At 32.6% G+C, this 12850-nt stretch carries 12 protein-coding genes; 2 read left to right on the forward strand and 10 right to left on the reverse strand.

Annotation, left to right across the window (positions count from 1 at the left end):
• Nucleotides 1-217 precede the first annotated feature (217 nt).
• The 10 genes from LQ622_RS07780 to LQ622_RS07825 all read right to left on the reverse strand — a co-directional run bounded on the left by LQ622_RS07780 (nt 218) and on the right by LQ622_RS07825 (nt 10698).
• Nucleotides 218-922 carry a FadR/GntR family transcriptional regulator gene (locus LQ622_RS07780; RefSeq protein WP_025906426.1) on the reverse strand — a complete coding sequence of 235 codons (705 nt, stop codon included), beginning with the start codon at nt 920-922 and terminating at the stop codon, nt 218-220.
• 79 nt (nt 923-1001) lie between these two features.
• Complete coding sequence (gene dhaM, locus LQ622_RS07785) at nt 1002-1370, reverse strand: dihydroxyacetone kinase phosphoryl donor subunit DhaM (RefSeq protein WP_025906428.1); 369 nt, start codon at nt 1368-1370, stop codon at nt 1002-1004.
• Between the two features lie 2 nt (nt 1371-1372).
• Nucleotides 1373-1948: a dihydroxyacetone kinase subunit DhaL gene (dhaL, locus tag LQ622_RS07790; RefSeq protein WP_239762098.1), complete on the reverse strand. Its 576-nt coding sequence runs from the start codon at nt 1946-1948 to the stop codon at nt 1373-1375.
• A 12-nt stretch (nt 1949-1960) separates the two neighbouring features.
• A complete protein-coding gene (gene dhaK / locus LQ622_RS07795; protein ID WP_075578131.1) occupies nt 1961-2926 on the reverse strand; it encodes a dihydroxyacetone kinase subunit DhaK in 966 nt (321 codons plus the stop codon).
• Nucleotides 2927-3493: 567 nt separating this feature from the next.
• Nucleotides 3494-5149: an alpha-glucosidase gene (locus LQ622_RS07800; RefSeq protein WP_239774941.1), complete on the reverse strand. Its 1656-nt coding sequence runs from the start codon at nt 5147-5149 to the stop codon at nt 3494-3496.
• Between the two features lie 14 nt (nt 5150-5163).
• Nucleotides 5164-6168 (reverse strand): LacI family DNA-binding transcriptional regulator, encoded by a 1005-nt coding sequence (locus tag LQ622_RS07805; RefSeq protein ID WP_037588996.1) that lies wholly within the window; start codon nt 6166-6168, stop codon nt 5164-5166.
• A gap of 15 nt (nt 6169-6183) precedes the next feature.
• The gene (locus LQ622_RS07810; RefSeq protein WP_025906438.1) at nt 6184-7026 is read right to left on the reverse strand and encodes a sugar ABC transporter permease; all 843 of its coding nucleotides are present in this window, start codon (nt 7024-7026) and stop codon (nt 6184-6186) included.
• Nucleotides 7026-8294, reverse strand: coding sequence for a sugar ABC transporter permease (locus LQ622_RS07815; RefSeq protein ID WP_107609238.1), 1269 nt, complete (start codon nt 8292-8294; stop codon nt 7026-7028). The genes LQ622_RS07810 and LQ622_RS07815 overlap by 1 nt, the downstream gene beginning before the upstream one ends.
• Before the next feature lie 8 nt (nt 8295-8302).
• The gene (locus LQ622_RS07820; protein WP_037588998.1) at nt 8303-9556 is read right to left on the reverse strand and encodes an extracellular solute-binding protein; all 1254 of its coding nucleotides are present in this window, start codon (nt 9554-9556) and stop codon (nt 8303-8305) included.
• Nucleotides 9557-9597: 41 nt separating this feature from the next.
• Complete coding sequence (locus LQ622_RS07825) at nt 9598-10698, reverse strand: ABC transporter ATP-binding protein (RefSeq protein ID WP_058611907.1); 1101 nt, start codon at nt 10696-10698, stop codon at nt 9598-9600.
• 249 nt (nt 10699-10947) lie between these two features.
• On the opposite strand from LQ622_RS07825, the gene LQ622_RS07830 reads away from it, so the two are divergent.
• Both LQ622_RS07830 and LQ622_RS07835 read left to right on the forward strand, forming a co-directional pair.
• On the forward strand, nt 10948-11406 hold the full coding sequence (locus tag LQ622_RS07830; protein WP_025906446.1) for a MarR family winged helix-turn-helix transcriptional regulator: 459 nt from the start codon (nt 10948-10950) through the stop codon (nt 11404-11406).
• On the forward strand, nt 11399-12835 hold the full coding sequence (locus tag LQ622_RS07835) for a YhgE/Pip domain-containing protein (protein ID WP_025906449.1): 1437 nt from the start codon (nt 11399-11401) through the stop codon (nt 12833-12835). The genes LQ622_RS07830 and LQ622_RS07835 overlap by 8 nt, the downstream gene beginning before the upstream one ends.
• Nucleotides 12836-12850: the final 15 nt, after the last annotated feature.

Raw genomic sequence — 12850 nt, forward strand, 5'->3', positions numbered from 1 at the left:
ATAAGTTGTAATAAATGTACTTCATTTTCGAATAGACATCATGCAATTTATTATTAACTGTAAGAAGTCTTTATATATGATTATGAAATGGAACGGATGGGGTTACATACCCTAAAGCGATAAGCCTCCTGAAGCTTATCGCTTTTAATTTTGCATAAAATAAAAAACTGCTATCATGTCTCTGTTAGAGATTAATAGCAGTTATGATTATCAAGTATTATTGTTCTGTTTTTTTAATATTACTGAGTACAACTTTTTCTACTTCTTCTAAATGAAATGCCATCTTATGTTGCGCAAGCTCTGCATTTTGAGATTTAATAGCTTCAAAAATTTCTTTATGCTCGTTATATAACTTCTCGATTGATTTACTTTTCGTATATAAATAAATCCTTCTTGTTTCTTTCATTGTATGTCTCATAATTTCAGATACATTTAACAATAATTGTTTAAGCATATCATTTTTAGCCGCTTCTACTACAGCTAAATGAAATTTCAAATCAGAAGCTTCTCCTAATTCATTGTCTTGAATGGCTTGTTTCATATCTTTTAATGCAGATTCAATAGCATGCAAGTCATCATCCGTTCTTTTTTCAGCTGCAAGTCTTGATACACCGACTTCAACAATTTTACGGACTTCTAGTAAATTTTCAATATCTTTAACGTCTCCATTAATTGCTTCGATATTAAAATAAACTTCTTCTCTTTCAACGATGAAAGTCCCTTGCCCATGTTTAATTTCTACATATCCCATTGCTCTTAACGCATTCAATGCTTCTCTTATCGTTGCTTGTCCTACCCCAAAACTTTCAGATAAAGCCTTTATAGATGGTAAGCGGTCTCCTATTTTCAAACGACCTTCATTAATATCTAATATGATGACATCTGCAACTTTTTCGTATAATTTCTTGTTCGATATCTTCATTCTTCTTTCTCCACCTTGTTAAAATCATTAGTAGAGCAATTATATCATTTAAAATATATTTCATCTTAAAGAATTTAAATTATTGATGAAATTCTCTTTTAATACTTTCCATTGCTTCTTCTAATGTTGCACCTGTTGATAAAGATACACTTGCTAAAAATGCACCTTCTACAATGGGACCGTCTACTTTGTACAATTTATATTCGCCGTCATATAAGTCTAACGCCATTTCTAAATTCATTTCAGATGAACCAATATCATAAAATAACAATGCATCTTCAGTTAATGCATCAATCACTTCATTAACTGTATCAATACTTGTACCGATTCCACCTTCATTTGTACCGCCTTTTGCGATAACTGTAACACTTGGAGACATTTGTTCCAATAATGCTTTTACACCTTGTGCGATATCGTTACTATGACTAATAATACCTATTGTCGCCATGTTTACACATCCTCACTTAAAGCTTTTAATACGTATACCATACTTTGAGCACCAGGATCTATATGTCCTATAGAATCTTTTTTGAAATAGGCTGCTCTACCTTTAGTTGCTTCTAAATCTTTCGTATCTTCAGCGAACTGTTGCAACATATCTTCAGATAATGACTCTCCATTTGATAAATGATCTGAGGCTTTTAACAACACATCATACATTGTTTTTTCGCCACCTGTTACTTTACCTCTAGCAGCAACTGCATCTTTAAAAGTATTGATATATTCTAATAAATTATCAGAACTGATTTCGTCATAATCTAGACCTGCCATTTTAACAAAGCTAAATCCATACAATGGACCTGATGCACCACCTACTGAACTCATTAAAGTCATGCCTGTAGATTTCAATACATCACTTACTGTATCTCCTGTAACTTTTTCGTCTACTGCTTTAAATCCGCGTAACATATTAACACCATGGTCGCCATCACCAATTGCTCTGTCTAATTGTGTTAAATTTTGTTCTTCTTGTTCAAATGTATGACTTAAATCTTTAAGTTTGTTTAACAATGTTTCTGCGTTCATTTAAAATGCCTCCTATTTAAAATATTTACTTTCTGTCGGTGCATTAAATGCTTCTTCAACTTCTTGTTGATAAGGCACTAATGTAATAGAAAATCCTTGCATATCCAGTGCAGTCATATAATTGCCTACAAAGTATTTTTTAACCTCTAATTCATTTTGTTCTGCATATTCATTAAAATAATGTGCGATGATTGCAAGTTCTGAATCTGGTGTCGCACCCATACCATTAATCATAACAATTAATGATTTATCAGAAACTTCCTTTTCAAGTTCATGCATTAAACGGTTAATGATTTTATCGATTGTTTCAATATTTTCTTGATAAATACCACGTTCACCATGTATACCAATACCAATCTCCATTTTATTATCATCTAAATCAAATCCGTATTGACCAGTTGTTGGTACTAAACAAGGATAAATGGCCATTCCAATCGTTCTAATATTTTCAATAAATGATTCTACTTTTTCTTTAATAGCTGCTAAGTTATATCCATTATCAGATAGATAGCCGGCATACTTATGTACAAGAACTGTACCCGCTACACCTCTTCTATCTTGTTCATTTTCAATAGAAATATCATCACGTACGATAACGGATTGGCAAGAAATACCTTCCATTTCTGCCATCTCTTGCGCCATTTCAAAGTTCATAACATCTCCGGCATAGTTCTTAATGATTAATAAGACACCTTCATCAGTCGCGACATGTTTAATCGCTTCGAGAATTTTATCTGGTGTAGGAGAAGTGAAGACTTCACCACATACAGCTGCATCTAACATACCTTCAGCAACATAACCAGCATGTGCAGGTTCGTGACCAGATCCACCACCAGAAACTAAAGCAACACCACTCTTTTTAACATTTTTACGAACGACAACATTGTCGCTAATAATTTCAACTGAGTTATCCATCACTTCGATTCCCTTAAGCATATCCGCTACAAAGTTTGTTTTTTCATTCATTAATTTCTTCATATAATGACCTCCCGTTGAATTCTATGTTTTCTATTCCATTATAAAACGTTTAGATAGGTAAGCGTTAACAATATGAGTTAATAAGAAATGATAATTTGGGAATGAGCTTGTATGTGGCGCTTACGGACAGAATTCCGAGAAATGTCCCTAACGAGGGGGCTTGGGGACAGAATTCTGAATAATGTCCCTAACGAGGGGGCTTACGGACAGAATTCCGAATAATGTCCCTAACAAGGGTACGTTCTTATTACCACAATCCCGAATTATGGTAGTTACAGCGTTCTTATTACCACTATTCCGAATTATGGTCGTTAGCGCGTTCTTATTACCACTATTCTGAATTATGGTAGTTAGCGCGTTCTTATTACCACTATTCTGAATTATGGTAGTTACAGCATTCTTATTACCACTATTTTGAATTATGGTAGTTACAGCATTCTTATTACCACTTTTCCGAATTATGGTCGTTAGCGCCTTCTTATTACCACTATTCTGAATTATGGTAGTTACATTCCCACACATAAATAAAAAATCCGAGACAAAGCCTGTTGTCTCGGATCCCCACTATTATTCTTCTATTCGATACACTCTAGTTTCAAATGGTTCTAATATGTTTTTATCTTCTATCGTTGTATAGTTGTGTAATAATAACTTACTTTTTTCTAAATTAAGTGGATAAGTGATAGTTGCTTGTTCGCCTGTTAAGTTACTCATAATAATAACTTCTTCGTTATCTAATATGCGTTTATAACTATAGATTTGTTTATGTTCTTTATCGACTAGTTCGTATTTACCGTAATTAAACACGTCGTAATCTTTTTTCAATTGAATCAAGCGCTTATAATAATTTAATACAGAATGTTCATCTTCTAACTGATCTGCTACGTTGATCGTTTTGTAATTTGGATTTACGTGGAACCATGGTTCTGTTGTTGAAAATCCTGCATACGCACGATTATCCCACTGCATCATTGTACGAGAATTGTCTCTATTTACTTTACTCAAATTAGTTAATAAAGATGATGTATCTTCTCCATTTTGTTCTTTCAATTTAATTTCATTTTTAACAGAAACATCATTAAAATCTTCTAATGATTCGAACGGATAGTTCGTCATCCCTATTTCTTGTCCTTGATAAATAAATGGTGTGCCCTTTTGTAAGAAATAATTTGTCGCATGACTTGTTGCACTTTCATACCAATACTGCTCATCATCTCCCCAAGTTGAAACGAGCCTTGGTTGATCATGATTTTCGATAAATAGCGCATTCCAGCCAACTCCTTCAAGTTGGTCTTGCCATTTAGACATGATATTTTTATATTGAATAACATCAAATCCACTATCTTCAGTATTCCATAATCCTAAATGTTCGAACTGAAAAATCATATTAAATATACCATTATCAAAGCCTACCCAATCATTCGCATCATCAGGACTGACACCATTTGCTTCTCCTACTGTCATAATGTCATATTTATTGAATGTTTCATCTCTCAATTCACGTAAATGATTTAATATACCTGGTCTATTCGTATAGCGTTCAAATGCAGCTTTATACTGCTCATCACCTGGTTCGACTGGTATGTCGCCATCTTCAAATGATTTCTGAATATGTGTAATCGCATCTACGCGGAAACCATCGATGCCTTTATCAAACCACCAGTTAATCATATTATATAATTCAGAGCGGACCGCTTCATTCTCCCAATTTAAATCTGGTTGTTTTTTACTGAAAATATGCAAGTAGTATTCATCAGTTTCTTCAGTTTTTTCCCAAGCTGAACCGTTGAAAATACTTCCCCAGTTATTAGGTTCTTTGCCGTCTTTTCCTTCTTGCCATATGTACCAATCTCTTTTAGGATTGTCTTTACTCGATTTAGACTCGATAAACCATGGATGTTCATCTGATGTATGATTGATGACTAAATCCAATATGAGTTTCATACCTTTATCGTGTGTCTCTTTTAAAAGTAATTCAAAGTCTTCCATCGTTCCAAACTCATCCATAATATCTTGATAATCACTAATATCATAGCCATTATCATCATTAGGTGATTTAAATATTGGTGAAACCCAAATCACATCTATACCTAGATCTTTCAAGTAATCTAACTTTTCTCTAATACCGTTTATGTCACCAATACCATCATTGTTAGAATCATTAAAACTTCTAGGATAAACTTGATAACATACCGCTTCTTTCCACCAAATTCGTTCCTCCATCATTCAGTCACCTCTTATTTTATCGTTGATTTTCTCTCTATTATATCTGTTGGAATAATCGTATTTTTTCTTAAAATATTAGGATTCTCAATCAGTTTAATTAAAGCTATACCCGCTTCCTCACCTAAATGTTCAGGATAAATATTCACGACCGTTTGAGGTGGTGATGCAAAAGTATTAATAAATGAATCATTAAAAGTTGCTGTCATCACTTCATCTGGCACTCTTATATTAAGTTCATATAATGCACTTAATAAATTAATATTGATCATGCTATCTGATGTAATAATCGCTGTAGGAAAAGTCGCACTTTCTTTCATTTCTTTAATGATTGCTAATATTTCATCTCTGTTAGGATTTGCATGGTAAATGTCATATTGGTTAATACCATGTTTATCGCAAGCTTTCTTAAAGCCTTCTACCCTGTCTAATGCAACAGCATATGAATCTGGTTCAGCTATAAAAGCTAAATGCTCATGCCCTTTATCAATCATAAATTCTGTAATCATTTGACTTGCTTCGACATTATCATTGTCGATATGAATAATTTCTCTTTCGCCTAGTTGTTTACCTACAACAACAAACGGAAATTGATATTTTTTGAGTAGTTGTGTAACCGGATCATTCTCTTTTGAATAAAGCATAATAAAGCCATCTATCGATTTAGATTTAATGAGATTTTCTACTTCAACTAATAAGTCAGCTTGTTCAACAGACGTTGTCATAATCGTTGAATATTCTCTTTGTTTACAGGCTATTGATATCCCCATCAGAACATCTGTAAAGAATGGATTTTGCGTCATTTCTTTAGAAGCTGATTTTAAAATTAAACCAATCGTTTTAGATTTTTGTGTTACAAGTGTTCTCGCGGCAATATTAGGTTGATAGCCCAATTGCTTCATCACAGCTTTTACTTTCTTTGATGTCTTTTCACTTATACTTTTATGCCCACTAATCACTCTTGATACTGTTGATGGTGCAACATTTGCTTCTTTCGCAACATCTTTTATTGTAACCACGAGATCACTCCTTTATTATCCTTTTGTAGCACCTGCCGTTAAACCAGTCACTAAGTATCTTTGTAATAATAAGAATACGATAGAAATTGGTATTGCAATCATCATTGCCCCGGCAGCAAATACTGTAAAGTTGTTTCCGAATTTATCATTTATAAAATTAAATAATCCGACTGCTAGTGTGTATTTTTCAGGACTTCTTAATAAAATTCTTGGCAAAATAAAGTCCATAAATGGTCCCATAAAATTAAATAATGCAACAACTGCTAGAATCGGTTTAGCTAACGGTAACATAATTGTGAAAAATATTCTCATATGTCCTGCACCATCTATTTTAGCAGATTCATCTAATTCTTTAGGAATTGTATCGAAATATCCTTTTACTAAGAAAGCATTCATCGGAATGGAACCACCTATATAAATTAACGTAAGACCGAATAGTGAATCTAATAAGCCTATTGTATTTAATAAGATATAAATTGCTACCATTGCCATCAATACAGGGAACATTTGTAAAATTAAAAATGCAATCAGTCCGTATTTTCTACCGACAAAACGATATCTTGAAAATGCATATGAAGTTAAACCAACAAAGATCACTGAAAATAATGCATTAGCCGTCGCCACGATTAAAGTATTCTTATACCAAGTAAGGTAGTCACTTGAAGGATCAGTTAGTAAATAAATATAATTTTTCAAAGATGCATCTTTCGGTATCATCGAAGAACCATAAAGATTGGAACCTGAGTTCAGTGATAACCCTAAAGTCCACAGTAATGGATAAATAATGATAATAAACATAATAATCAAAATGCCATACATGATAATCGCTCTTAATATATTTTTATTCTTCTTATTCATTAAATATCCCCCTCATCTTTAAAAGTACTTGTCTTTCTAAATTGTAAGAATGCAATAATGGCAATAAACACACCAATAATTAATGAAATCGTTGCAGCCATATTATAATTTTGCATATCAAATGTTAATCGATAAACCCATGAAATTAAGATATCTGTACTACCTGCATTCTGACCAGAAACAGGTGGACCACCTTTATTAAATAAGTAAATTAAATTAAAGTTATTAAAGTTTCCTGCGTATTGCATAATTAGTAATGGTGCAGTCGCAAATAAAATATGTGGAAACGTAATATTTCTAAATTTTTGCCAACTTGATGCGCCGTCCATATCTGCCGCTTCGTACCAATCTGATGAAATACTTTGCAGAACACCTGTGAATAAAGCAAATACGAATGGGAATCCAAGCCAAACTTGAATTAAGATTAAAGCAACCTTTGCCCAGAATGGATCATTTAACCAAGCTGGTGCAATGCCGAATAATGGTTGTAGGATATCATTATTAATCGAACCAAAATCATCATTAAAAATGGCCGCAAAGATTAATATTGTCACGAACGATGGAACTGCCCAAGGTAAGATTAATACTGTTCTAATAAGCTTTTTAAATCTAATAAGTGGATGATTAACAATAATAGCGAGTAATAACGCTAACGCGATTTGTAAAGTAGTTGCTACTAAAGTCCAAACAATCGTCCAAGTTAATACGTTAAAGAATGTTGTCTTCCAAATAGGTACTGTAACTAAAGACTTAAAGTTATCAAATCCTACCCATTCTAATAAATGTCTAGGTGGTGCATTATACAAATTGTAATTTGTAAAAGCTAAAAAACACATGAATAAAAGTGGAAATACGACAACAAAGATTAATAAAAAGATACCCGGTGATATTAATAAATATGGGAAAGTCTTATCCCATGTTGCCGTCATTCGACCTTTACGATCTTTAATTTCAAATCCTTTATTATATTGATCTGCATTACGATAAGCATCTATGATATTTACGACATATAAAGTGATCGCAAATGCAATTAATAATAACGAAATGATACCTTGTGCTAATAGAACCCTTGAATCATCTAGTTTAGGCACTGTACCTAAAGTGAATAATCCCCAGAATCCAATATTCATAAATTGATAAAATACTGAAATGAAACTAATAAAAAATACGATAAATATACTACCTTTTATATATCTTTTATTATAGAATTGGCCAATACCTGGAATAATCGATAGTATGGCTGCTAATTTTGGATTTCTCATTTTCACACCTTCTTTTATTTTTTAGATGCATTCATAATTTCTACTTGTTCATCAATACCATTTTTCGCTTCATCAAGTGCTTCTTTAGGGTCTTTACCGTTGGACATAAATGTCGCTGCATTTCCCATCGGATCCCATACTTGACTCATCTCTGGAATGTTTGGCATTGGAATGGCATTTTGAGCTTGTTCTTCATATGGCTTTAATAATTCATTTTTAGAAGAAACGTCTGTACGACCTGTAATTTCTTGCATTTCATCTGTATATTTCTGCATATTATCTTTATTTGTTAAATACAGCATTAAGTTTTTAGCCCAGTACTTCTCTTCGCTATATTCGGATATAAACCAACCTCTTACCCCTAAGAATGGTTTCATTTCTTTACCATTATCAGTTGGGAAAGTTGCAGTTCCGAAATCATCGCCAAGTGCTTCTTTAAACTCATTCGTTTGCCAAGGACCTGTTACAAACATGCCTACTTTACCTTCTTTAAACAGTCCTACAATAACATCTTGATTAGCTGACTTCGTAATATAACCTTTGTCATACCAAGATTGTAATCTCTCTCCATTTTTCACGACAGATGGATCATTTACAGCAACATCATTTGTATTAAATCCATCTTTTTCTTCTTTAAATATGTATCCGCCTTGTGAGAATAAAAATGGATAATTAAAGTAGAAGTTTTTTGCATCAAACATAAATCCATATTGCTTTTTATCTTTGTCCGTTACATCTTTTGCGATTTTTTCAACATCATCCATCGTCTTTGGTGGTGTCTTAACGAGTTTCTTGTTATAGACAACAGCTGTTGATTCTACGATAACGGGTAATGCTAACTGTTTACCTTCATAATTTAAAGCTTGTAATGCTTCTTTGGAATAACCTTTTAATTCTTCATCTGTAAAATCAATTTCTGCCGCTAATCCTTGTAAATAAGCATCTCCTGCACGGTCATGCGGTTGGAAGAATAAGTCAGGTCCATTACCTGAAGGACCATCAAGTGATAAGTTATCTACTTGATCATCTTGAGCTGTATTTTTAAGAATGACTTTAATACCTGTCTTTTTTGTATAATCTTCCGTTACTTTCTTGTAAAAAGCCATTTGTCTATCGCCATCTACCCACATCGTAAGTGACTTAGGTTTGGCTGTTTTTTCATCATCATTAAGTGCTTTATCAATATCTTCTTGTGTTCGATTAGGACCACAACTTGCAAGCAATAATGTCACGAGTAATATTGAGCAAATTTTTAGTAAATGTTTCATCTAATCCCCTTCTTTCATTAATTGTTAATTCACTCAATCAATTAATTTTTAATTTTCTCTCCAGTTTCTTTATCAAAGAAGTGACATTTATTTAAATCTAAAGCAAGCTCAATTTCATCATTTGGATGAATAACTGTTCTAGCATCTAACTTGGCGCATATTTCTTCATCGTTAAATAATCCGTGAATCATAATTTCAGAACCTAATAATTCACTAACAAGTACTTTAGTCTTGAAAGTTACATCCTTATTAGCATTGATAAATACAGGTTCATCATGAATGTCTTCTGGTCGAATACCGAATCGTATCGTCTTGCCATCATAGCCGTTATGATTTAACATGCGTGCTTTACTTTCATTTAATTTAATCACTTGATTGCCAATCACTAACTCGTCTTTATTAACTTTTGCGTCAAAAATATTCATTGCAGGTGATCCAATGAATTGTGCAACAAATTCATTTTCTGGTGCGTCATATACTTCACGTGGTGTACCTATTTGCATAATATCGCCATCTTTTAAGACAACAATACGTGTTGCCATCGTTAAAGCTTCTGTTTGGTCATGTGTGACATAAATCGTTGTAGTTTGTAATCGTTCATGCAACTTTAATATTTCTGTTCTCATTTGAACTCTTAATTTCGCGTCTAAATTAGATAAAGGTTCGTCCATTAAGAATACTTTCGCATCCCTTACAATTGCTCGACCTAATGCAACCCTTTGTCTTTGACCACCTGATAAAGCTTTAGGTTTTCTTGGCAAATATTCCTTCAATCCAAGAATTTCAGCTGCGTATTGAACCCTTTTATCTATTTCTTTTTTATTCATTTTTCGTAGTTTAAGTCCAAATGCCATATTGTCATATACTGTCATATGTGGGTATAAAGCATAATTTTGAAAGACCATTGCGATATCTCTATCTTTTGGTGCGACATCATTCATTCTTCGATCATCAATAAAAAAATTTCCTGATGTAATGTCTTCTAATCCTGCGATCATTCTCAAAGTTGTTGACTTTCCACACCCTGATGGACCAACGAAAACAATAAACTCTTTATCTTTAATATGTAAGTTAAAATCATGTACTACAGTATTACCTTTGTCGTAAGTCTTCTTTATATTCTCTAATTTCATTTCAGCCATAGATAAACCCTCCATAATTGTAATCGCTTTCAAAATTTAATATAGATTTATCATATGTGTAAAAAGTTAAAAAGTCAACAATTTTATGCAAACGATTGCATTAATAATTTACGACAATATAAGCCATATATTTTCAAAAGAAAGCCTTTACATGCAAACGATTGTATCTTTTTTGAGTTAAACCTCTTGCAATTATAGTACATAGGGTGTACTATACTCTTTGTATTAAGTACAGGAGGTGTACTAATCATGGAAGAAGAATTAAAAAAAGCTTTTAACCTATTCCAAGAATCCATCATTAATATACACAGTGAAGTTGCAAAGATTTTAAATAATTCTGGGTTAGATGAAGTTGTTTCTAAAGAACAATATCAAACTTTAAAAATTATTAAAGATTTTCCTAGATGCACATACAGTTTTATTGCCTCTAAACAAGGTGTCTTTAAGACTGCAATATCAAACAGAATTAATAAATTGAAGCATCTAGACCTCATTGCTATTCAGCAAGGCGAAGATAAGAGAGAGAAATCTGTTTTGCTTACAGATAAAGGTTTAGAACTTGTAAAGCGTACTGAAGATGTTATTTACGAAACATTTAATCGTAAACTGTCTTCTCACTTTTCAGACGAAGAAATTATAACGTTTGTTAAACAATTAGAGAAAGCAAATAAACTTATAACAGGAAAGGACAATGTTAATCATGTTTGATGATATAAAAAATTTATGGACACATAAGTTTCTACTCGTATCACTTATAGCAATTATGCTTATTCCACTTATTTATAGTTCAGTATTTGTAGGTTCTTTATGGGATCCATACGGAAAGACGGATTCATTAAAGATATCTGTAGTGAATAGTGATAACGGTGGAAAAATCAATGGTGAAAAGGCAGATATCGGTAAAGACGTAGTAGATAAATTAAAAGACAATGATAAATTTAAATGGGAATTTGTTTCTCAAGAAACTGCAGACAAACATTTAGAACATGGTGAATCTTATGCTGTCATTTCAATACCAGCTGAAACCACTAAAAATGCAGGTTCTATGTTAGACAAAAATCCTAAAAAAATCGACTTAAATGTCAAAACGAACCCTGGTTATAGTTACACTGGTTCACAAATCGCATCTAAAGCTATTACAGCTGTTGAAGATAATTTAAGTGAATCTGTTCGTGAGAAATATATTTCAGAATCATTTAAAGGAATGAATAAATTAACTGATGGTTATAAAGATACTTCTAAAGCACTTGGACAAATGTCAGATGCAGAATCTCAACTCATTGATGGTAATAAACAAGTTGAATCTGGATTAGAACAACTTGCTCCAATGGCTGGCGCAGAAGGACAACAACTTTTACAAGGCAGTATGAAAGTATCTCAAGGTTTAAGTGATTTACAAGCTAATAATGACAAATTAAAAGCAAATATTGATAAAGCTATTAAACAATCAGATGATAAATACTTTGAAGATAAAAATGTTAAAGCAATCAATAATCCAGTCGTATCAAACGAAGATGATTTAACAGAAGTTAATAACTATGGTCAAAGCTTTGCACCATATATCCTATCATTAAGTTTATATGTAGGTGCAGTTGCATTCTCAGCAGTTTACCCTATCGATAAAAGAATTGGTGATTCTACAGGATTCAAATGGTGGTTAAGTAAGTTTGCAATATTCATGATGCAAGCTTTAGGATCAGCATTAGCACTAGCAGTACTATGTTTATACGGATTTGAAATTGATATCGCTAATCCAGGACACTTCACTTTAACACTTATCTTATGGAGTATTGCAGCATATATGATTGTGACATTCCTTACAGTTGTATTAGGTAATATCGGTAAATTCTTAGCGATTATACTATTGATCTTACAATTAGGATCAAGTGAAGGTACATTCCCAATAGAATTATCAGGTAAGTTCTTCCAAGACTTACACCCATTCTCTCCAATGAGTTATGTAATTAAAGCATTAAGAGAAAATATCTTTAACTTCACAAGCGACGTAACTTATGGACAATCAATGCTTATTATAGGACTTATCGCAATTGTATTCGCAGCACTAACATTACTTGTATATGTAATACGTTCTAAATATCCACACTTAAGACGTATCGCAAACGAAAACGACTATTAAGATGTAGAAAAGCAC

Source organism: Mammaliicoccus sp. N-M50 (genome assembly GCF_022386995.1).
GTDB classification, from domain to species: domain Bacteria; phylum Bacillota; class Bacilli; order Staphylococcales; family Staphylococcaceae; genus Mammaliicoccus; species Mammaliicoccus sciuri_A.